Below are 22831 nucleotides of genomic sequence, written 5' to 3'. Positions count from 1 at the left end.
GAGAGGACCTTCGTCATGAGTTACGAAGATATAAAAGAATGGCGAGAACAACAGATTCATCAACAACTGGATCATGAAAACTTAAACCAGTTCCATGATGATTTGATGATGAAAATTGTACAATTAGCGATGGAGAAGATTAAGGAAGAGCAGGGGGAAGTCCCTGCTCCCTTCGCTTTTTTTCTTATGGGAAGTGCCGGAAGAAGAGAACAATCGGTATGGAGTGACCAGGATCATGGCATTATTTTTGATGGTCCTAGTCGTTATCAGACTTATTTTCAAGAGTTAGGAACGGAGATTGTGGATGGCTTGGAGATAGTTGGGTATGAACGATGCGACGGTAAAGTGATGGCTTCGGAATCACGATGGACAAAATCGAAGGAAGATTGGCAGCAACAAATTACAGGCTGGCTTGATGAAGAAAGCTGGCAATCGTTACGTCATTTTTCCACTTTCTTTGATTCTCGGGTCTTATTAGGAGATGAAAAGTTACTAGAAGATGTAAAGCAAGCCATATTTTCATATATTCAAAGCCGTCCTTCAATAATGAGTAGGCTTGTAGATAATGTAGGTTATATTGAAAAAGGTGTCGGGGTATTTGGACAACTATTGCCTCAACAATCTGGAAAAAGAGCCGGTCAGATTAATATCAAAACAACTGCACTATTTCCATTTGTTAATGCTCTTCGGTTATTGGTTTTATGGAATCAAGTAATGAAAACCCCTACTATCGAAAGATTTGTTGCACTTAAGGCGAAATACTCCTTTTTAACAGAGTACCAAGAACTATTTGAACGTTTGTTAGCATTTAAATTTCAATTCACAAAAGATGCAACGGAATATGAAGGGGTACATTATATTCCATTGCAAAAGTTATCAAAGGAAGACAAACAGGAGTTGAAAGAATACATGAAAAAAGGTGCAGAACTGTTCGAGAGAACCAAAAATACGCTAGAAAAAGAGTGTTCTAAATGGTAATGAATCAAATGCTTCAATTTATTAAACAGATGTCAGGAAAAATGAACGATATGAATCCTATAACAAGTCAAACGGATGCGAGTAAGATTGCCTATATCCGTAATTTGCAAAGAGAGTTGAAGCAGAAGGATGTGTTAAATACCCCTTTTAAAGATTTAGCTGTAGTAGTGTTTGATATTGAAACTACCGGTTTTTATCCATACAATGGTGATCGTATTCTTTCAATTGGTGCAGTGAAAATGATAGGCGCAGAAATATTAAAGGACCAATTATTTTATAAGACAGTTAATAGTGAATTACCTCCTTCTGAAGAAATTACTGCTTTGACGGGGATCACGGAAACCGAGCTTAGTCAAGCAGAACCTTTATCAGAAGTATTAAGACAATTTTTCCAATTTGTTCGCAGTGATACCTTGATTGCTCATCACTCAAGCCATGAAAAACAGTTTATGAAGCATGCTAGCTGGACGGCGTTGAAAACAAGCTTTCAGCATCGTATCATCGATACCTCCTTTTTAACCAAGGTGGTGTCTCCAGAAGTATCGTTCGTTACATTAGATGAATGGTGTGATTACTATGGAGTGGATATTGTCCGAAGACACCATGCATTATATGATGCAGCTGCAACTGCCAGGTTGTGGTCGGAAAATGTTAAAAAAGTCGAAGAAATGGGTTTTACAAATTTAAAAGATATTTATACACATATTGCTAGTTTGCCTTAATAGTGAAGGGAGAGGAATAGAAATTGAATCATGATATACCAGATCATATGGCCACCTTTCCAATAAGTGTTGTAAAAGAATTAACTAAATTAAGTGGAAGGCAAATTCGTTATTATGAAGAACAAGGATTAATATCTCCAGCCAGAAATGAAGGAAACAGAAGAATGTTTTCATTACAGGACATCGAACGATTAAAGAGAATCAAGGAATTAATTGATCAAGGAATTAACATTGCAGGTATCAAAGCAATGTTAAAAGATTAATAACTCCCCCAGTTATAGAGTATAAACAAAGGGGGTTTTTTAGTGTTTCCTTGTCCGTTCAGATTACTATGGTGCAAGTTTGTTAATAATTAATCCTAGCTTAAAAGCATTCAAAGACTGATCCGGTTAGAAATCGAATTTCAGAAAAGAACATAGCAAGAGTTTCAGCTACAACATAGGGTTTAGAATAGTGACGTCAAAAAACCAGCTTGAGGAATAATGTAAAGTCTGCGGTTTAGATGGTGTGAAAATTGCCACCCAAAGAGAGAAAACTTTTATCAATGAGACTAAGAAACAAGTCCCGCTATGAAAATGAAAGGGTAAACATCGTAGTGCGTAAAAAATAGCATGATCCGAAATGGCCTATCTGAATAGGTCATTTTTTTGTGCATATATCTATTTTTTAAATAGTACCTTGCAATGTACAGTAGTTGATGGTATAGTTAAAATACAAGTACTATTTTCGAATCAGTACTGTATATTGTATAGTAGTTAAAACGGAGGTTATTTTACCATGAATATCCAATTCAAAAAAGGAGCGTTAGAGTTATGTGTGCTTGCTTTGTTGAATAAGCAAGATCATTATGGCTATGAACTAGTAAAGAAAATATCGGATCAAATTGCTATCTCAGAAGGATCTGTGTACCCCTTATTAAGAAGACTAAAGAAGGAAGAATACTTTACAACTTATTTACAGGAATCGCAAGAAGGACCATCACGCAAATATTATCAATTGACCGATAAAGGTAGAGAGCATCTGCATGATTTGCTCAAGGAATGGCAGCAATTTTCTGAGGGGGTAAATCATATTGTTAAGGAAGGTGTTAGTAATGAATAAGAAGGAATTTCTAAATAGTTTAGATGCAAGATTAAATAAGCTTTCATATGAAGAAAGACAGGAGATTTTACAGGACTTTAGTGAGCATTTTGAGATGGGAAAAGCAGAAGGGAAAACAGAAGAGGATATCGCTCATTCATTAGGTTCACCTAGTCAAATAGCAAAAGAAATTTTAGCGAGTTACTATGTTGAACGGGTCGAATCCTCCTCATCACCAGGTAATGTATTAAAAGCTGTTTGGGCTGTAATCGGCTTAAGCTTTTTCAACTTAGTTATAGTATTCGGACCTTTTATCGCATTAGTCAGTTTAATTGTGGCAGGGTGGATAGCAGGTGCTTCATTCGTCGTTTCTCCATTATTATTTCTGGTTAATGTCATGATATTTCCAGATACTTTTGCATTCTTTGATTTGTTTTTTACTCTAACATTAAGTGGGCTCGGATTACTAATTGTGATTGGTATGCTATATGTCACTCGTCTTGCGCTGAAAGGTTTCGTGCGATATTTGAACTATAATGTGAATCTTGTCAAAGGTGGAATGAAATCATGAATGTAAAAAGAATTGTCATATTTGCCTGTGCGTTATTATTAGTAGGAGGTATCGGAAGTTTATTGTCTTATAGGTTTTATGAACCAGAACCTCTTTCTGTAACAGAAGAACTCGATAACGGGGAAATAGATTCCGTGGAAATACAAGTACACAATGAGCAAGTAAATATTGTCCCTACCACAGATCCTACTCCTAAAGTAGAACTGATAGGTACAGAGGATGGTCATACGGAAACAGAATTAGTTGTAGACGAACAGGATAATACTCTCTCGATTTCTACCGAAAATAAGAGGCGGAAATGGTTTAGTTTCCATTTTTTCGAGCTCTCACGTACGTTAACAGTCTATTTACCTGAGCAAGAATATCAGCGTTTAGCTGTTGAAATTAGTAACGGAAGTTTACAAGTGGGCAGCTTAAACGTAAATGAAGTAGATATCAAAACAAATAATGGAAAATTAGAGCTGTTTGATATCGTGGCTGATCATTATCAACTGAGAACAAATAATGGGGGAATGCAGCTTGAAAATATTGATGGTGAACTAGTTGCCAGAACAGATAACGGGTCCATTTCCTTAGTAACCGAAGATTTGGATCGTAATATTGATCTCGAAACAGATAATGGAAGAATAAAGATTCATAGCAAGAAAGAGCCAACAAATACTATTTTTGACACAAACGTAGATAATGGTCGAGTAAACCTGTTTGACGACGCCAACTACAATAAAGTAATCGGTGACGGAGATAACCTAGTGAAATTAAGTACGAAAAATGGAAGTATTACCGTTACTCAATAAATAGCAGTAAAGAGGTAGGGACAAAAGAAGATAAAGAAAAAGCGGAGTGTCTCCACCTCTTTATTTTTGCTCCATCATTACTTGTTAAATAAATCGAATACTCCACCAATGCCTCCTTCTCCTTTATTTCCGCCTTTCTCAGGTAAGGCAGCAAATACTTTACTTGCAAGGCGACTGAAAGGTAATGATTGTACCCATACAGTACCTGGTCCTGAAAGTGTTGCAAAGAAAATGCCTTCTCCACCAAATAATGCAGTTTTGATTCCTCCGACATATTCAATGTTGTAATCAACCTCGCCAGTCATAGCAACTAAACATCCTGTATCAACACGTAATTTTTCTCCTGCCTGTAACTCCCTTCTGTGAATGGTACCTCCAGCATGGACAAAGGCCATTCCATCACCTTCTAATTTTTGCATAATGAACCCTTCTCCACCAAAAAAGCCAGTACCGATTTTGCGTTGAAATTCTATACCAATTGACACACCTTTGGCTGCAGCCAGAAAAGCATCTTTTTGACAGATAATTTTACCATTTAACTCACTTAAATCCATTGGTACGATCTTTCCTGGATAGGGAGAAGCAAATGAGACGTGTTTCTTCCCTATACCTTGGTTTGTAAAAGTAGTCATAAATAAACTCTCCCCAGTGATAACTCGCTTACCAGCACCAATTAATTTTCCAACTAAGCTTCCTTGTTTGGATGATCCATCACCAAAAATGGTTTCCATGGAGATATCACTATCCATCATCATTAGACTTCCAGCTTCTGCTATTACCGTTTCTTGTGGATCTAACTCTACTTCTACAAATTGCATATCATCTCCGTATAATTGGAAATCGATTTCATGATTGTTCATTTTTGTTCCACTCCTTTTTTTGGCCTATTTATATGTACGTTTTGCATGATATAAAAGATTCTAATTTACAGAAAATTCAAAAATAAATTGAATAAATATTCACTTTTTTTATAAAAATGTTGCTACACTCGTACTTTGATATATTAGATAGCTGTAATCAAAAACGGAGAAATAGAGGAAAATGCGGAGAATTAAAAAGAAATTAAAAGTATTACATTAAATATGTTTACAAATTAATAAAATATGGTACTATATAATTGTATTCATTAATAAATGGAGTAATTTTTTTTGGAAAGGGGATAGTTGACTATGGTAACTTCTTTATACATGGTTTCTTTAACTATTCTGCTCACTTTTCTTGTTTTATCTGCAATCGAAAAAATATCTTCACGCAGAAAAAAACTAAAAGTAGAAATGAATTTAGAAACATCTAATGCAGCACAAAGACAACCGGCAATAGCTGGTAAAGAAATGAGATAAGTAACTAGTTTATCCAGAACTAGCTGAATATAGAAGCTTCCTGATTTCACAGGAGGCTTTTTTTTATTTATTTTGAAAATTGTTAAAATTAGAACTTTTTTAAATCCTCTTTGAAAGTGAACGATTTCCACTTATAATGTAATTTGTCTTCTTAGAAAATAGGTTCAATATTCTGAAAATTATTTTAATTTTATAATAAAGGTGGATATGTGATGGAAGAAAAGAAAAAAGTCGGTTTATTTCAACGAAGTCTAAACCGAATTGAATATATAGGAAATAAATTGCCACATCCTGTGACGCTTTTCGTCATTTTAGCATTTATTGTCTTGATAGCATCTGCGATAGTGTCAAGTACAGGTGTCTCTGTGGAGAATCCAGGTGATCCAGAAGAACAAATTACCGTTAAAAACTTATTGAATGCGGAAGGGATCACCTATATCTTTACAAGTATGGTCGATAACTTTATCAACTTTGCTCCTCTTGGAGTTGTATTAGTAACCATGTTAGGAATTGGTTTAGCTGAGCGTACAGGTTTAATTAGCGCTGGGTTGCGAGGGTTTGTACTAGCGTTGCCGAAATCACTCATTACAGCTGGTTTAGTATTTGCGGGTATTATGTCGAGTATGGCAACAGATGCTGGGTATGTGGTTTTACCTCCACTAGGTGCAGTGCTTTTTGCAGCAATAGGACGCCATCCGTTAGCGGGATTAGCAGCGGCATTTGCTGGGGTGTCAGCTGGATTTAGTGCGAACCTTGTGCCAACTTCTTTAGAAGCTTTATTAGGTGAAATGACAATTGCTGCAGTGGCAACGCAAGATGCAGCCTATGCAGAAACAATGAATATTTTAATGAACTATTACTTTACTGTTGTATCTGTATTTGTGCTGACAATAGTAGGTACGCTTGTAACAGAAAAATTAATAGAGCCGAGATTAGGAGTATATACTGGCTCCTATAAGGAAGATGCGACAGGTCTTACAAAGGTAGAGAAAAAAGGTTTAGCGTACGCTGGATTGTCTTTATTAGTCAGTCTTATTGCTGTATCCTTTTTAATCCTGCCTGAAAATGCACCGTTACGTGGTGAGGATGGTGGTATCATTGTTTCGCCATTTATGAGTTCACTAGTGCCAGTTATTTTCATCTTGTTCTTTATTCCCGGTGTTGTCTATGGGATTGTGACGAAGAGTGTCAAAAGTGATAAAGATGTAGCTAACCACTTATCGGATTCAATGGGAGCTATGGGATTGTTTATCGTGCTTTCGTTTGTAGCTGGTCAGTTTGTTGCTTATTTCAATGAATCTAATTTAGGTATGTTAATTGGAGTGTATGGTGCAGAATTTTTGGAAAACATTAATTTAACTGGTATTCCATTATTAATTGTCTTTATTATCATAGCTGGTATTATCAATATCTTTATTGGAAGTGCGACAGCCAAATGGGCAATGATGGCTCCAGTATTTGTGCCAATTATGATGCAGTTAGGTTATTCACCTGAATTAACGCAAATGGCTTATCGGATTGCAGATTCTTCGACAAATATCATTTCGCCGTTAATGACTTACTTTGCCTTAATTATCGCCTATGCACAGAAATATGATAAGAAAATGGGAATTGGTACACTCATCTCTACCATGTTCCCATACTCTATTTTCTTCTTTATTGTTTGGACATTAATGTTAATCGTATGGATGCTACTAGGAATTGACCTAGGACCAGGATCACCGATACATTATCATAACTAAGAAAGACAAAAAGGATAAAAACCCTATAACGGGTTTTTATCCTTTTTTTACTATTATGCGTATTCCCATTCCTCTTTCAAGTGTAAATAAAGTAATAGTAAACATGCTTCTTTACTGATGGTACTATTTTGGAATTGATCTTCAATCCTTGGTAAGAGAATGTTACTAACTTGTGTCGTCAATGTCATCCTCTCCTTTGGTTGCATATGGACAATTCGCTGTACATAGGTATGTAATAGTCGCCAATCCTTTTGGTTAAATTGTTTCAAATGATAAGGTTCTAATTGCAAATCTTCTTTTCGAATTCCCTGTTGAGCAATATATTTTTCAAGTGCTGATTGTGACTTTTTTCGCCTTTCATGGACAACAATCGTACCTGCAGTAATGTCTCCTAATCGTTTATGTTTAGAATGAAAAAAAATCATGATAATACCAACAGCATAAGCACCTGGTAACATATCTATCAATCTAATGAAGTTGCGAATAATACTCGAAAGGAACGTAATATTATGGCCATTTTCCTGTATAACCCGGATGCCTAATATTCTTTTGCCAATTGTTCTGCCTCCCCAGAAATACTCAAAGAAGATGAAGTATCCGAACTGCAGTAAAAAAATCACAATAATAATGATTGCTAACAGGATACTCTCGAGATGACCTGAGAATAAATCACTTATACTATTATTAAATCCAAAAAATAATAGCAAGATAATGCTAAACTGTGTTAAGAAGATGATTGTATAGTCTATAAGTTGCGCAGCAGACCTCGATCCTAAGCCTGCTAATTGAAATTGCAACGAGACATATTCAGGTGTTTTGACCTTTAACTGTTCTTGTTCCATGTTTAACCTCTTTCTTCTTATATTTTGAACTAATCGATATGAAGGATTCTTCTGTACTGTTCATGAAGTCTTTTTTCCATTATAATAAAGTAAAATTCTAGTAAAAAAGGTGATTAAATGCAATTAAATCAATTTATCAAACAACACCGCCAAGATTGGGAGCAACTTGAAAAACTGATCAGCCAATTACCAAAGCAAAAGAGCAGTAAAATTATCGAACAGTTCCAACATACATATCAAAAAGTAGTTAGACAATTATCATATAGTCAAACGTATTTTCCAAATGAGGACGTGACTAATTACTTGAATGAATTGGTTGGGAAAGCACATAACGTTTTATACCAATCTCAGCATTCTTCATGGAAACAAGCCTATCATTTCTTTTCTAGCAAATTTGTAGGCTTACTGCTAGAGCAATGGAAGGCAATCATTATTGCCATGCTTTTGTTCTGCTTTGGCGGTGTTGCGAGTTTTATCGCTGTAGTAGAAAATCCATCTCATTTATATGGTATACTACCAGAAAATATGGCACAATCATTTGATCCCGAATCACTTGGAGAAGGACCAGCTGCTGTGGATGCTCCTGTGATGTCAGCGGAAATTATGGTTAATAATATTCGAGTTGCTATTCTAGCATTTGCCGGTGGTATAACATTTGGATTACTAACCGTATATGTATTGATTTATAATGGCATTGTTGTCGGCGCTATTGCAGGTCTTTTCTGGAACTATGGAAGCTCTTATGTATTTTGGGCTTATATCGTTCCACATGGAGTGATAGAATTAATAGCCATTTTTATTGCTGGTGGTGCAGGACTGCTAATGGGTTATAAGTTGTTCGTACCTGGAAATTATTCGAGAGGATACCAGCTGAAGACACAAACAGTAAGGTCTGTCCAACTGTTGTTGGGCACCGTTCCTTTATTTGTAATAGCTGGTATCATCGAAGGTTTTATCACACCAGCTGATATTTCATTAGAAATGAAATATGCTGTAGCGATTCTGACCGCGATTGGTCTTGTTGCTTATATGATAATTGGGCATTTTCTCTTGCGGAAAAGAGCATTACAGCATTCCACGATTTAATGCTTCAATATAATGGGAGATAGAAGTGACTGCTAAACGATCAGCAGGTGCTTCGAGCATGGGTAATCCATGCTTTTCCCATTTATTGATCACTTGTTTTTGATCTATATATTGTTTTTGCGCAACGCTTTTTTCCATCGCTGTTAGAACACTATCTGGTTGCATTTTTATTTGCTCCTGCAATAGGCGATCTTCAATACCTAACATAACAAAAAGGTGTTTCTTTCTCAGTTTTTTCATGTAAACCAATTGATAATCTTCATTGGCAAATGTTTGAACATCACTGAAAAGTATCATCATGCTTCGTTTACGTTGGATCGATTGTGCATACTGTAAGGCAAGTGCATAGTTGGATTCTTGAGCGTCGACTTCAATAGCATAAATCGACTGTAAGATCGTGTCTAAATGCTCTAAGCCTTTACCACTAGGAACAACTGCTTTTATTTCCTTTGAGAAGGCGATGACAGCCACTTGATCACCATTTTGCAGTGCGGCAGCAGCAAGTGTAATAGCTGCTTCAATTGATTTCTCCAACCGGTTTCCTTCTTCCAATTCAGCTCCCATCATTCGACCACAATCAAGCAAGATCGTTACATACTTACCATGCTCTGGTTCATATTCATTGGTCATCATATCTTGCAACTTGGCCGATTGACGCCAATTTATTTTTCGAGGGTCATCACCAACAACATAACCTCTTACTTTAGAAAATTCCCCCACGCCACTACGCATTTTCCTGATTTTAATCCCTTCATGTAATAAATAGGTTTGCGCGCTTTCTAAATATCTTTTCGTCTCCGAAAGGTTAGGGATAACCTTTACTTCATCAGGCAAATGATAGGTAATTTGTTTTTCCCAAAGCCCTAATTTAGTTTTGAAACGAAGGTATAATTGATCGATCATATATTTCCCTCTTTTTTGCGGGAACATTGTATAGGGAATCTCTACAGTTTCTCCGCGAGGTATCTGTATGTTAAAGGGGAAAATTGTTTGAAACGATGTAGGTATGCCATCCTTCAGCCGAACAGTATAGTGATCACTTGTACCATTTTTAATCCGAATCACCACTGTTTGTTTCTCATATCGCTCCATCTCACCTTCGATAATACGTTCTGCTTGTAGCTCATCCTTCTTTGGAAGTAGGAAGGCATCTATAATTAACAGACTGATCATTAATAGAGTAGATATTCCGAGAAACAACCAGGAAAATTGCCAGAATGATAGAATGAACATAGCTAATATAAATAAAGCATAATAAGTTATTAGTTTCTTTGTAGGGGCGATCCCTTTATCTCGGAACAGCAATCGATCCCACAAGCTCTTGAATGATTTCATCGATATCAGATCCTTCCAATTCTGCGTATGGAGATAGTTGAATACGATGACGTAAACAAGGAATAGCTACCGTTTTAACATCATCTGGTGTAATATAATCACGATTCTCAAGATATGCCCAGGCTTGTGCTGTTTTGGCTATTGCGATTGCAGCACGAGTACTTGCACCATGTTGAATGTGTTCTAACTCACGTGTTTTACGAACAATTTTCATTATGTAATCAGCTATTTCTGTACTAATATTCACTTCCTGAACACTTCTTTGTATATCTAACAATGAATCATTAGAGAACATTGCTGCTATTTCTTTAGGATTCGATTGTTCTTGGATGACCATTTGTAATACCGATGTTTCTTCTGCTAAAGTAGGAAAGTCAACCTTCAGTTTAAAGAAAAAACGATCTTGCTGGGCTTCTGGTAATGGATAAGTTCCTTCGAATTCTATCGGGTTTTGTGTTGCTGCAACGAAGAAGAAATCTGGTAAATGATAGGTTTCACCTTGGATGGTAACCTGTTTTTCTTCCATTGCTTCCAAAAGTGCGGCCTGTGTTTTAGCAGGTGTACGGTTAATTTCATCTGCTAATAGTACATTTGTAAAGATAGGTCCTTTTAACGTTTGGAAGTCTTGTTCTTTCATATTATAAATAGCACTTCCCGTGATATCACTAGGTAATAAATCAGGGGTGAATTGCACACGTTTAAAGTCACTATCTAATAGTTGTGCTAATGTCTTAACCATTTGGGTTTTCCCTGTTCCTGGTACACCTTCTATTAATACATGGCCTCCAGCTAAGGCAGCGGATAATAGTAATCGTAAGTTCTTCTGTTGTCCAAGGATGCGTTGTTCATAATTTTCTAATAATGACGTAATTGTTTGAGTCATTGTTACTCCACCTCTTCTCTTATTTTTTCTATAGTAGCTGACCAAGCAAGATACTCTTGTTTATTTAACGATTTCTTATTTAAAATGGTTTCAATTCCTTGTGCAAGGTGCTGTAGTTCTTTGCCAGAAATCACTTTTGTTTTTCCTTCCAACATGGATAATCTTTTGTCCCAGCTTTGATGATAGGGGATACCATATCGCTCGCGAATTGCATGTTTTAAATACTCCAGTTGGTATTCGATAGACTTGTAATAATTTTTTCCTTTTGATTGCCAAATGGCGATTGCTTTTAAGCGTTCATTACTTAATCTGACTGTTTCTTCTCGAACCGGATAAATTGGTCCAAAGCGTTTACCTTGATGCCATAGAATAAAGATCATGATAATGATGCCTTGCACCAGCAATACATATGCCCAGCCAGGAAATAATTCAAAATAAGACAGACTGCCACCAGATCCTACTAAGCTATATTCATCGAAAATAATAGACCCCGCTTCATCAAACGGAATAAGGCTTAACACAATTGGAGTATGGTCATGTTCTGTGACTTGCCCATTGGTAAGCCATGTTGGTTCTACCATTACAATAAGGGAACCTTCTCCTATTTTTCTTTCCATTGCCAATGCACCAGCATCATCTTCTAATAACACTGTATCATCGTCGTTATATTCTAAGCGGAAGGAACTGTTTTGTATTAGTTCTAGGGTGTTACCTTGATAGTTAGCTTCCATTGTTTGTGACTCATTGTTAAGTGCTTCTGTTACTACATATTCTGTTTGTAGGTTGAAGAGTCCATCAGGGTTTTCTTTGGCGAGTACGACTGTGTTCCCCTCCCGTATATAATCGAGATAGTAATTCTCTGTATACTGATCAGTAAATACAGGAGGATTAACTAATATTCTTAACGTTTCTTTTGATATCGTAGGTAACGTTTCTTCTTTCGATACATCGTACCCGTTTTGGTCCAAGTATGTATAAATAGCCTTTAACCCGGTAGGTGATGGCGATTCGACCAGGTATGGCGGATACTGCTCTGGTGTATTACTAGTTGAGAAAATACTAACCCCGATAAGCAAAAGAAAAAATACGATGCCAATGATCCATGTTTTTTTGCCAAACATTATTGTTCACCTATTTCTTTCTTCTCTGATTGATACAAAATAGATTCGATCCAATTATTAATTGCTGTCTTGTACGTTTGATAATCGTCTTCTGTAATAGACTGCTCACCATATGTTACTTTTTCAAAGAAGAGGGCAAAATGATAAAAATCGGTTGCAAATCGTTTATTGCTCTGTTTTAGTTCATCATAATAATCCCAATTCGTTTTCCACTGCTTTGCTTCTAACCAACGGTATTCATCTGCTATTAACAAAAGTGCCAAAAACTGATGTCTGGTAGCAAGGCGGTAATCAGCTTCTGCCTCATATTCTTTGGCAGTCTGTAGATGATTCTGATAACTCCATGCCAATTCATTACTCTTATTAAATGGTTGATGTTTTGATAATCGCCGTTTTCTCACGATAAACATAATCAAAGCGATCACACCAAATATCACCACAACAGCAACCAGTAGTGTAATCAAAACAATTATCAGATTGCCAGTTGTGGAACTTGGATCAAATGATTCGAACAACAAGGCAAGTATGTCAGCAATCCAGTCTGTTATCCGATCCCATATTCTTTCTAATAAGCTGCGATTATCTTCATAGTAAACTTGATACTCTTGCTTACTTAAAATATCGTTTAATTGCTCTCGTTCTTTTTGAAAAGAAGCCATCTCCAATCTCCTTTATGATTCTTGCACTTCGTATTCTTTAATCATTTCTTTCAAGTCTGTTCCTTCTTGTCTGATGGAAGAGTCAAAATACATAACAGCATAACCGACTGTAAATACAATAGATGAGATTAACGAAATAATATTAGTTAGCAAATGAAATAGAACACTATTACCTAAAAAGATAAGTGGTAGTTGTAAGATACTACTAATAATTGTAGTGATGATAAACAGCACGATAAATAAACCAAAGAATTTCCATGTTTGTTTTTTTGTCAGACGCCAGCTTTTAGATAAACCTGGTGCTACTTTATCAAAAAGAACAGCAGGTAAATATAAACTCCATCTAGTTACAAGTAATCCAACTCCAATAAATATAGCTAAAGAGGTAAGTAGTATTATGCCAAAGCCAAGGATCGGGTCTATGAACATAAACAATGCGCCAACTATCCCGATTATCATAAAAGGAGGTATTAACAAGCCAAATATGATAAGGCCGAAAAGCATGGTACTGCCAAGAAGTGGCCAATACCTAGGCAATGCTTGTTTGATCATATTTTTGGCCATTAAATCGTTGCCTTCTCTTGCATTTTTGACAGCTAAAGTAATCGCACCAGCAAGAATAGGTGCTGCCAGAAGAATTAAAAAATTCACCAGCATGGAAACTAAGTCTTCTTGAAGGGTTGTAGTGGCAACTGATTCTGCACCCGTTACCAGTTGTTCAAAAAGGCTTTGTCCCGGGTTACCACTAATAATAAGATCACGTCCTGTCAAGCTTAGAATCAAAGCTTGGAGAACGAAAATGGGTACCATTACAAAGAAAGTAATCATAAATAAAGGCTTAAAGTTTCCTTTAATAATGCGAAAAGTTTGATCTAAAATTTCCCCAAACCCTAATGGTTTCGTAATCTTTTCATTCATATCTGCAATCCTCCCTAGATTCAATCCATACATTGCCTATTTTAACATGGTTTACGTTATATGGAATAACTTTTCAAATTATTTGTAAAAAAAAGGAGAATGAACCAATGTCATCCTCCCTATATTTATGCTGCTTTACTTTTGGCCTGATTAGTTTGTGCTTTCGTTTTTAAGAAAAATGTCATGAAAAGGCCAATAATCGATAGTATAGTAGCTACCCAAAAAGCAGTATTATAGCCACTAATCGCTGCATTATTGGCAACTTGATTCATCACTTCTGCTTCTGATAATCCGGCCATTGTCGTTTGATCTGGCTGGTAGTTTGCTGCAGTTGAAGTCATAATCGTGATAAGGATGGCTGTTCCAATTGAAGCAGATACTTGCTGCATCGTATTTGCCATTGCTGTTCCGTGAGGATGCCATTCTGGTGGTAGCTGGTTTAACCCTGCTGTCATTACAGGCATCATCACTAATGAAAGTCCAAACATACGGATGGCAAAAATAATAGTAAGGTAACTAAAAGATGTATCCATCGCTAAGTTTGTAAATAGAAAAGTAGTAATGGTTACGATAGTCATACCAGTTAATGCAAGCCATTTAGCTCCAAATTTATCGAAAAGCATACCGGTTATTGGTGACATAATTCCCATCACAATGGCACCAGGTAGCAACATTAAGCCGGATTCTAACGGACTAAATCCTCTTGTGTTTTGCATATATAGTGGTAGCATTGTTTCAGCACCAATTAAAGCCATCAGGACAATCATTGTAAGTGCTAAAGATAAGGAATAAATAGGATATTTAAACACACGAAATTCAAGCATTGCGTGCTTTAGTTTTAATTGACGAATGATGAATAAGGTTAAAATAAGTGCCCCTGCAATGATAATTGCTACTGCCTGACCATCTATACTAGCAGAAGCTTCTCCTCCACCATGTCCACCACCAATACTGGAAAATCCATATAATAAGCCACCGAAACCAAACGATGATAATAGAATTGAGAGTATATCAATTTTTGGATACGTTTGTTCGGTCACATTTTTAACAAAGATAGAGGCGACAATAATCGCGATAATGACGATAGGTAATACGACGTAAAATAATCCTCTCCAAGAGAAGAATTCTAATAACCATCCTGAAAGTGTAGGTCCTATCGCAGGCGCAAAGGAAATAACGATACCAGCCATCCCCATTGCGGCTCCACGTTTTTCAACAGGAAATATTTTTAACATAACTGTCATCATTAAAGGAAGCATAATACCGGACCCGGATGCTTGCACAACCCTTGCTACTAATAATAATTCAAATGCATGGGAAATCGATGCAATAAATGTTCCTAAACCAAATATGCTTAAAGCAGTTATAAATAATTGCCTTGTCGTAAATCGTTCAATTAAGAAGGCGGATATGGGGATCATTACCCCATTGGTTAGTAAAAAGGCAGTAGTTAACCATTGTACCTGGTTTTCTGCAATGCCAAAATCGACCATAATACTAGGTAATGCAGTTGCCAAAAGCGTTTCGTTTAATAGTCCTACAAAGGCCCCGATCAGCATTACAGTAACAATTGGTATTCTTTTAACTTCTGTTGGATTTATATTTTGACTCATTTAAAGCCCCCCTTGTTTTACACAAACGCTCTAATTTTAACACGTTTGTCTGAATCGTTTTTTCTTTTTTTAAGTAGTGTAAATATACTTCTACATTGGTAGAATAGGCTGCTTCATTCTCAAGTGCCTGTTCGAGCAGATCCACTACTTGTAGGAGTTTCATTTTATTAGATGACTCTTTTCGCTCGATAGTATGCTGTAAATCCTTCAGTACACTTTCAATCGTTTCATCTGTTGTGTCCAGTAAGAAAGGATCGAGCTCTTCGAGATGATTAATGATACTTTCGATGTGATGACAAATCCACATGCTAAGCTGCTTCACGTCAAAAGTTGTTTGCTGGACAAACATATAAGATAAATATTCTTTCAACATTCCTTCAAATATGATCACTATATCAGTGAGATAAGGTTTTATCTTCTCCCCATAGCAAAGATAAAATATTTCTCTGTGTTGCTGTGTCAGTCTGGAATGCAATTCGTCCATTTTGTTCGTAATTTGTGGATCCTTGTTTGGATGAAACTCATTAAACAAAACATGGATAAAGGTTTGGTTTTCCATCCATGCTTCCAGCTCATATTGGATATACGTCGCTAAATGCAGGTTTGTTTCATTTAATATGTGTGAGTTGTTCATGATTTTATTGTGATACTCATCAATCATTTCTAACATTAGCTCTCTTTTGGTAGAGAAATGATTATAGAAACCGCCTTTCGAAATACCAGTTAACTGTGCTATTTGCTGAACAGATGTTTCGTTAAATCCCTTATCAGAAAACAGTTGTAATGCTGTGTTCATAATTTTTGTTTTAGTATCCAATTGATCACCCTCTGACTGATTGGTCACAATAATGACTGATTGGTCATGGATGCTATTCTATTAAATACATAGGCGTGTGTCAATATATATGTACAAAAATTTACAAAAGAAAAAAGGTGGAGACAAAAGTGTTTTATCCAGCAAATTCCGAACATAAATATTGTCCAGTTTCTAGACGAAACACTTTTTTTTGTCTCTACCTCTTCACATAACGTTCCGCGATTTTTATGATTGTTTCCGTGGCTTTAACCATGTTATCAACGGAAATGTATTCATACTTGCCATGGAAATTTTCGCCACCGGTAAAAATATTAGGGGTTGGTAAGCCCATATAAGAAAGCTGAGAACCGTCCGTTCCACCACGGATTGGCTGAATGACAGGTTCTACATCGACATCTTTCATCGCCTCTGCTGCAATGTCTACAATATAGTTTACCGGTTTGATCTTTTCGGCCATGTTATAATATTGATCCTTCATTTCTAAACGAATGTTGTCTTCACCGTACTGTTGCTGTAATTCCTCGACAATCGACGTGATCAATTGTTTTTTCTTATTAAATTTATTTCGGTCATGATCCCTAATAATATAGTACGATTTCGCTTGCTCTGCATCGCCTTCTAATGAAAGAAGATGGTAAAACCCTTCATACCCTTCTGTAAATTCAGGTGCTTGATCTGTTGGCAACTGTTCGTGGATTTTCATCGCTATTTTCGTTGCATGGATCATTTTTCCTTTTGCCGTACCAGGATGAACATTATTCCCTTGTATAGTGATTTTTGCTGCTGCTGCATTAAAGCTTTCGTACTGCAGTTCTCCTAATGGTCCACCGTCAATGGTATAAGCAAATTGTGCTCCAAAACGATCTACATCGAATTTATGAGGGCCACGTCCAATTTCCTCATCTGGAGTAAAGGCAACTCTGATTGTACCATGGGGAATTTCTGGGTTGTTTATGAGGTATTCCAGTGCTGTCATAATTTCAGCAATACCTGCTTTGTTGTCAGCACCAAGTAATGTTGTCCCATCTGTTGTTAGTAATGTGTGCCCTAAGTAATTCTTTAAAGAGGGGTATTCCTTAGGTGTGAGGACAATATTTTTCTCTTTGTTTAATAGAATAGCATTCCCATCATATTGTTCGATTACTTGGGGTTTGACTCCTTTTCCGGTGAAATCTGTTGCTGTGTCCATGTGGGCAAGAAAACCGATTACTGGTATTTCTGTATCAACGTTGCTTGGAAGTGTTGCCATCACATAGGCATGGTCATCTATTGTTACATCATGCATGCCAATTGTCTTTAATTCATCTACTAATAAATGAGCTAGCTCCCATTGACCTTCCGTTGATGGACAGTTTGAGTTATCCTCGTTTGATTGTGTATCAATTTGTGCATATGTAATGAGTCGATCCATTAGCTTTTGTTTCATGCTTTTACCTCCATTTTAATCTGTATAATCTATCATTTTTTACTTCATCATATCATATAACCGTCAAAGAGTATCGAGGTAAGATTTTGCTTTTTTTGATGTATAATAGTATAAAATAATCGTAGATGATGAAAAAGGAGTGATCTTATGACAGATAAGATCCACAATCGGAAAAGCGAGCACATAGAGTTAAGTTTAACAGAAGAAGCATTAGGTGAAGGGGTTACAAATGGATTTGATCAATACCGTTTTCAACATAACGCTTTACCCGAAATCGATTTTGAAGCAATTGATATATCCTCGACTTTTTTTGGACAATCACTACGTACGCCGTTTTTGATTAGTTCCATGACAGGTGGAGCGGAAATGGCAGAGATGATCAATCGGAATTTGGCAACTGCTGCAGAGCAACAAGGATGGATCTTTGCATTAGGATCTACTCGGGTCATGTTAGAAAGCGAGAAATTCCGCCAATCATTTCAAGTAAGAGAATATGCACCAACTACCCCGATTGTTGCAAACATTGGTGCTGTGCAGCTCAATTATTCCGTAACGGTTGATCAGATTAAACAGATTTTAGAGTGGACAGATGCCGATGCATTGGTCTTGCATTTAAATACGATTCAAGAAGTGATTCAGAATGAAGGAGATACGAATTTTCATAATTTGTTGCCTAAGATCGAAAAGCTGATTCGGTCTCTATCTGTTCCGGTAGGTGTGAAAGAGGTTGGATTTGGGATTGATGGAAAAACAGCCAAACGATTAACTGATATTGGGGCTTCCTTTATTGATGTTGCGGGAGCGGGTGGTACTTCTTGGAGTCAAGTGGAGAAGTTACGCTCCAAGGAAAAAAAGAAAAAGCAAGCTGCCGAAGCATTTGCGAGCTGGGGCAATTCCACGGCTACTTGTCTAGAGGAGGTCGCCAATCTTATTCCTGAACAAAATATCATTGCCAGTGGTGGAATTCGGAATGGTCATCATGCTGCTAAAGCAATCGCTTTAGGTGCTGACTATACAGGTTTCGCTCGATCGATTTTGAAAGAAGCGATCCAATCAACTGAAAATGTGATAGAATGGATGCAGATTCGTGAATTAGAATTGCAAATGGTCATGTTTGGCATAGGTGTAAAAAACCTACAAGAACTACAATCAACAGACCGATTATATAAAAGATAGAGGTGCATTCGATGGGGGATTATGAACTGTTCGATATTACTATTATTGGCGGTGGGACAACGGGTCTTTTTGCTACATATTACGCGACTATGCGTAATATGAAAGTGAAATTATTAGAGTCTCAATCCCAATTTGGTGGTAAAGTGATGCAATTTTTTCCGGAAAAATCGATTTATGATATCGGAGGATATCCAACTATTTTGGGTGAGGATCTAGTAGAGCAAATGATTGTCCAGGCAAAACGGCATCACCCTGTATTATTAACAAATAGCTGGGTAGAATCAATCGAGAAAAAAACAGATCATTATATCTTAACTACGAGTAATGGTGAAAGGCATGCGACCAAAACAATTTTACTCACGACAGGCTCTGGAACATTCCATGTAAAAACACCGGGTAATTGGGATGATTTACCCTTCCCTGAATTTCGCAAGCAGGTAGCTACTAACCTGATGAATCTTCACAAATACAAAGAAAAAAATGTCGTAGTTTCCACTAATAATAAAGTAGGGGTAGGTTGGGCTTTGTTTCTACAGGATACTGCGAAGTCAGTAACGGTGGTCAATCCTGATCAGAAATTCCATCAAGTAAAGGAAGAGGATCTAGAGCAATTACATAAAAGTTCTGTGCAGGTGTATTTAAAGTCCAACATTACGGATCTCGCTGTCATGAAAAACCGACTGCAATCAGTAAAGGTTAATAAGAGAGAGCAGGAAGTATTCACTGTTGAAGCAGACGAGATGCTTGTGTATCATGGTCTCGAATTACAGGCAACACCTCTTGATCATTGGGGAGTGGAAACATATAAAGGTCGTATTTCGGTTAAAGGAGATTTGGCAACAAATATTCCAGGAATTTTTGCAGCCGGCGATATTGTTCAATATCAGGGTAAAACAAATTTAATTGCATCAGGTTATTCAGAAGCAATAACTGCAGTTAATAAAGCACATCAATTGATTGATCCGCGTGCTGTGGAACAACTGTATAGTACCGTGTTATACCGGTAGAAAGGAATGGGATTAATCGATCACATCTTCGGGTCGTTTCCCCCATTGTAATTCTCTAATACTTAATCCAAAATCCATTTGTAAATGTGGATAGTCTTTAAAACGAGTAAAATCGCCACCCCAGCTAAATCCTAATTCTTTTGCAATTTCCACTACTTCCATCCAGTCGCTTTCTCCATTTTGGTTACCGTCGTACTCTAAATCCCATATAATATTATCATCATCAGTTTGTAAGGCGAAGTCTATTGCAAGCCCGTAATTATGGTAGGATTCGCCTCCTTTTGCATAAGTCACAATGGTTCCTTCTGTTTCCCTTCCTCGCTGATAAATTGCATCTTGTTCCTCGACAGAACGAAAACCATCCGTAATAATAACTGAAATGCCTATATCCTTTGCTCTTTCGATCAGTTCTTCTTTTTTCTCTTCTACGATCGGATGTAGTTCCGTTGGCATCGGTCGATTGCTATACTTTTGATATTGATAAAACAAATAACAAATGCCAATAGTTAACAGAATGACTAAAATTGTGCGAATTTTCATTTATTTCTCCTCTATTTAAGTTCCGAATTATTCCGTATTTCCTCATTATATGATACTATATCATTATTGAGAAATAGAGACACCATTTCTCAAACTTAATTTTACAGAAAATTTAAAATTAATAGAAATCTATTACTTTATTAGAAATTGAGATGGGGAGGAACAATAGAATGGGGAAGGATTTACGTATTAAAAGTAATGTGTTTGATGATGCAAAGCGTGCTCCAAACCGTGCGATGTTACGCGCTGTAGGGGTGACAGATGATGATTTTAAGAAGCCGATGATCGGTATAGCGAGTACATGGAGTGAAGTAACGCCATGTAATATACACTTAGATGACCTGGCTATCCAGGCAAAAGAAGGTGCACGTGAAGCTGGCGGAGTGCCCTTAATTTTCAATACTATTACCGTATCAGATGGTATTTCCATGGGTACTTCGGGAATGCGTTATTCTCTTCCTAGTCGTGATGTGATTGCAGATTCGATTGAAACAGTCGTAGGAGCAGAGAACCTTGATGGTTATGTAGCAATCGGTGGTTGCGATAAAAATATCCCTGGTTGCTTAATTTCGATTGCTCGTTCTGACGTACCAGCAGTATTTGTTTATGGTGGAACGATTGCACCAGGATACCGTAACGGGCAAAAATTAGACATTGTCTCCGTTTTTGAAGGGGTAGGTAAACATAATAACGGTGATATCGATGATGAAGAATTACGAGGTATAGAATGTGCAGCATGCCCAGGAGCTGGTTCCTGTGGTGGGATGTATACAGCTAATACGATGGCAACAGCAGTAGAGGCACTTGGTATGAGCTTGCCAGGCAGCTCATCCAATCCGGCTGAATCACCGGAGAAATTCGAAGATTGCCGTCAAGCAGGAGAAGCTGTTTACCATCTACTTGAAAAAGGGATCTATCCAAAAGATATTTTAACGAAAAAAGCATTCGAAAACGCGATTACTGCTGTAATGGCACTAGGTGGATCAACTAATGCGGTACTTCACTTATTAGCGATTGCTAATGCAGCACAAGTAGATTTAACAATTGATGACTTTAATCGTATTCAAGAAAAGGTTCCGCACTTAGCGGACTTGAAGCCAAGCGGTAAATATGTAATGGAAGATCTACATAAAATTGGTGGAGTTCCAGCTGTTATGCGCTTATTGTTAGATAATGGCTACTTACATGGGGATTGTTTAACTGTTACTGGCAAAACAATTGCCGAAAACTATGCGGATGCACCAATTCTATCTGATGACCAAGATATTATTCATCCATTAAGTGATCCATATCGTGCAGATGGACCATTAATCGTATTAAAAGGTAATCTTTCACCGAGCGGTGCGGTTGCAAAGGTATCTGGTGTAAAAGTAAAACGTCATACAGGTCCTGCACGTGTGTTTAATAATGAGGAAGAAGCAACCAATGCCGTAATGAATAATGAAATTAACGAAGGAGACGTACTCGTTATTCGTTATGTAGGACCAAAAGGCGGACCAGGTATGCCGGAAATGCTTTCTATTTCTGCCATTCTAGTTGGTAAAGGGCTAGGTCAGAAAGTAGCATTGTTAACAGATGGCCGTTTCTCTGGTGGTACACATGGTTTAGTAGTAGGTCATATCGCACCTGAAGCACAATCAGGCGGACCAATCGCTTTCTTAGAGGAAGGGGATATCGTGACCATTGATTCCGAAAAGAAGGAGATTTCAATGGATGTTTCCGATGAAGAAATAGAGAGACGCCGTGCCAATTGGAATGCCCCAGAGTTGTACAAACGTGGTGTGTTAGGAAAATATGCACACAATGTATCATGTTCCTCACAAGGTGCTGTAACAGACTTTATCAATCGTACTGATCAATAAGAGGATCGTTGACAAAACACGCGTTTCATCGCTGATGAGACGCGTGTTTTTTAACGTCCTTTTTATTCGTCGTTCATTAGTAAAATGAGATTCAAACATCTTGATTAACAAGGAACACATTAATTTATTTGAAGTAAATACCTTCAATTGGAAAAAGCACCAAGATTAGAGAGGTCATGTCCTTTAATATTGTGAAAAATAACCCAGAATGGTACCGACCCCCGAAAGTTAGAGTAAAAAACCTAACTTTCGGGGGTGTTTTTATGGTCAAATATAGTGAAGAATTTAAAGTAAAGCTTGTCACCGAGTATTTGTACGG

At 37.1% G+C, this 22831-nt stretch carries 22 protein-coding genes and 1 pseudogene; 12 read left to right on the top strand and 11 right to left on the bottom strand.

Annotated elements, in window-relative coordinates:
• Window positions 1-15: 15 nt before the first annotated feature.
• The 6 genes and pseudogenes from ACTNEP_RS13925 to ACTNEP_RS13900 all read left to right on the top strand — a co-directional run bounded on the left by ACTNEP_RS13925 (window position 16) and on the right by ACTNEP_RS13900 (window position 4145).
• Window positions 16-978 carry a DUF294 nucleotidyltransferase-like domain-containing protein gene (locus ACTNEP_RS13925; RefSeq protein ID WP_441162630.1) on the top strand — a complete coding sequence of 321 codons (963 nt, stop codon included), beginning with the start codon at window positions 16-18 and terminating at the stop codon, window positions 976-978.
• Window positions 972-1700 (top strand): exonuclease domain-containing protein, encoded by a 729-nt coding sequence (locus ACTNEP_RS13920; RefSeq protein WP_441162629.1) that lies wholly within the window; start codon window positions 972-974, stop codon window positions 1698-1700. The genes ACTNEP_RS13925 and ACTNEP_RS13920 overlap by 7 nt, the downstream gene beginning before the upstream one ends.
• Before the next feature lie 47 nt (window positions 1701-1747).
• A pseudogene (locus ACTNEP_RS13915) lies at window positions 1748-1945 on the top strand (MerR family transcriptional regulator); the annotation flags it as partial.
• A 532-nt stretch (window positions 1946-2477) separates the two neighbouring features.
• Entirely contained in the window at window positions 2478-2801 is a 324-nt protein-coding gene (locus ACTNEP_RS13910) for a PadR family transcriptional regulator (RefSeq protein WP_441162628.1), read from the top strand.
• Entirely contained in the window at window positions 2794-3351 is a 558-nt protein-coding gene (locus tag ACTNEP_RS13905; RefSeq protein ID WP_441162627.1) for a DUF1700 domain-containing protein, read from the top strand. Before ACTNEP_RS13910 ends, ACTNEP_RS13905 begins: the two co-directional genes overlap by 8 nt.
• Window positions 3348-4145 (top strand): DUF4097 family beta strand repeat-containing protein, encoded by a 798-nt coding sequence (locus ACTNEP_RS13900; RefSeq protein ID WP_441162626.1) that lies wholly within the window; start codon window positions 3348-3350, stop codon window positions 4143-4145. Before ACTNEP_RS13905 ends, ACTNEP_RS13900 begins: the two co-directional genes overlap by 4 nt.
• A gap of 77 nt (window positions 4146-4222) precedes the next feature.
• Here ACTNEP_RS13900 and ACTNEP_RS13895 read toward each other — a convergent pair whose 3' ends face one another.
• Window positions 4223-5005 carry a TIGR00266 family protein gene (locus ACTNEP_RS13895; RefSeq protein WP_441162625.1) on the bottom strand — a complete coding sequence of 261 codons (783 nt, stop codon included), beginning with the start codon at window positions 5003-5005 and terminating at the stop codon, window positions 4223-4225.
• 309 nt (window positions 5006-5314) lie between these two features.
• On the opposite strand from ACTNEP_RS13895, the gene ACTNEP_RS13890 reads away from it, so the two are divergent.
• Both ACTNEP_RS13890 and ACTNEP_RS13885 read left to right on the top strand, forming a co-directional pair.
• A complete protein-coding gene (locus tag ACTNEP_RS13890) occupies window positions 5315-5485 on the top strand; it encodes a hypothetical protein (RefSeq protein ID WP_441162624.1) in 171 nt (56 codons plus the stop codon).
• A 212-nt stretch (window positions 5486-5697) separates the two neighbouring features.
• A complete protein-coding gene (locus ACTNEP_RS13885) occupies window positions 5698-7227 on the top strand; it encodes an AbgT family transporter (protein WP_441162623.1) in 1530 nt (509 codons plus the stop codon).
• A 53-nt stretch (window positions 7228-7280) separates the two neighbouring features.
• Here ACTNEP_RS13885 and ACTNEP_RS13880 read toward each other — a convergent pair whose 3' ends face one another.
• On the bottom strand, window positions 7281-8069 hold the full coding sequence (locus ACTNEP_RS13880; protein ID WP_441162622.1) for an RDD family protein: 789 nt from the start codon (window positions 8067-8069) through the stop codon (window positions 7281-7283).
• Between the two features lie 117 nt (window positions 8070-8186).
• Between ACTNEP_RS13880 and ACTNEP_RS13875 the strand changes: the two genes are divergently transcribed.
• A complete protein-coding gene (locus ACTNEP_RS13875; RefSeq protein ID WP_441162621.1) occupies window positions 8187-9155 on the top strand; it encodes a stage II sporulation protein M in 969 nt (322 codons plus the stop codon).
• Here the strand turns inward: ACTNEP_RS13875 and ACTNEP_RS13870 are convergent.
• From ACTNEP_RS13870 to pepT, 8 genes are all read right to left on the bottom strand, one after another.
• Window positions 9135-10490, bottom strand: coding sequence for a DUF58 domain-containing protein (locus tag ACTNEP_RS13870; RefSeq protein WP_441162620.1), 1356 nt, complete (start codon window positions 10488-10490; stop codon window positions 9135-9137). The genes ACTNEP_RS13875 and ACTNEP_RS13870 overlap by 21 nt on opposite strands.
• Window positions 10444-11373, bottom strand: coding sequence for an AAA family ATPase (locus ACTNEP_RS13865; RefSeq protein ID WP_441162619.1), 930 nt, complete (start codon window positions 11371-11373; stop codon window positions 10444-10446). Before ACTNEP_RS13865 ends, ACTNEP_RS13870 begins: the two co-directional genes overlap by 47 nt.
• A 2-nt stretch (window positions 11374-11375) precedes the next feature.
• Window positions 11376-12494 carry a DUF4350 domain-containing protein gene (locus tag ACTNEP_RS13860; RefSeq protein ID WP_441162618.1) on the bottom strand — a complete coding sequence of 373 codons (1119 nt, stop codon included), beginning with the start codon at window positions 12492-12494 and terminating at the stop codon, window positions 11376-11378.
• Entirely contained in the window at window positions 12494-13153 is a 660-nt protein-coding gene (locus tag ACTNEP_RS13855; RefSeq protein WP_441162617.1) for a DUF4129 domain-containing protein, read from the bottom strand. The genes ACTNEP_RS13860 and ACTNEP_RS13855 overlap by 1 nt, the downstream gene beginning before the upstream one ends.
• Window positions 13154-13165: 12 nt before the next feature.
• On the bottom strand, window positions 13166-14071 hold the full coding sequence (locus tag ACTNEP_RS13850; protein WP_441162616.1) for a hypothetical protein: 906 nt from the start codon (window positions 14069-14071) through the stop codon (window positions 13166-13168).
• Window positions 14072-14196: 125 nt separating this feature from the next.
• Window positions 14197-15684: an MDR family MFS transporter gene (locus tag ACTNEP_RS13845; protein ID WP_441162615.1), complete on the bottom strand. Its 1488-nt coding sequence runs from the start codon at window positions 15682-15684 to the stop codon at window positions 14197-14199.
• Window positions 15653-16501, bottom strand: a complete 849-nt coding sequence (locus ACTNEP_RS13840; protein WP_441162614.1) for a TetR/AcrR family transcriptional regulator — start codon at window positions 16499-16501, stop codon at window positions 15653-15655. Before ACTNEP_RS13840 ends, ACTNEP_RS13845 begins: the two co-directional genes overlap by 32 nt.
• A gap of 196 nt (window positions 16502-16697) precedes the next feature.
• Entirely contained in the window at window positions 16698-17927 is a 1230-nt protein-coding gene (gene pepT / locus ACTNEP_RS13835; protein ID WP_441162613.1) for a peptidase T, read from the bottom strand.
• A 147-nt stretch (window positions 17928-18074) separates the two neighbouring features.
• Here pepT and fni point away from each other — a divergent pair, with 147 nt between their 5' ends.
• Complete coding sequence (fni, locus tag ACTNEP_RS13830) at window positions 18075-19103, top strand: type 2 isopentenyl-diphosphate Delta-isomerase (RefSeq protein ID WP_441162612.1); 1029 nt, start codon at window positions 18075-18077, stop codon at window positions 19101-19103.
• An 11-nt stretch (window positions 19104-19114) separates the two neighbouring features.
• On the top strand, window positions 19115-20110 hold the full coding sequence (locus tag ACTNEP_RS13825; protein ID WP_441162611.1) for an NAD(P)/FAD-dependent oxidoreductase: 996 nt from the start codon (window positions 19115-19117) through the stop codon (window positions 20108-20110).
• 12 nt (window positions 20111-20122) lie between these two features.
• On the opposite strand, the gene ACTNEP_RS13820 is transcribed toward ACTNEP_RS13825, so the two are convergent.
• Entirely contained in the window at window positions 20123-20650 is a 528-nt protein-coding gene (locus ACTNEP_RS13820) for a M15 family metallopeptidase (RefSeq protein WP_441162610.1), read from the bottom strand.
• A 170-nt stretch (window positions 20651-20820) separates the two neighbouring features.
• Here ACTNEP_RS13820 and ilvD point away from each other — a divergent pair, with 170 nt between their 5' ends.
• Window positions 20821-22512, top strand: a complete 1692-nt coding sequence (gene ilvD / locus ACTNEP_RS13815) for a dihydroxy-acid dehydratase (RefSeq protein WP_441162609.1) — start codon at window positions 20821-20823, stop codon at window positions 22510-22512.
• The last annotated feature ends 319 nt before the right edge of the window (window positions 22513-22831 follow it).

The organism is Gracilibacillus sp. HCP3S3_G5_2, assembly GCF_052063305.1.
Taxonomy (GTDB): domain Bacteria; phylum Bacillota; class Bacilli; order Bacillales; family Amphibacillaceae; genus Gracilibacillus.
Note: the sequence above shows the minus strand (reverse complement) of the source record. Positions and strands in the feature narration are given on the sequence as shown.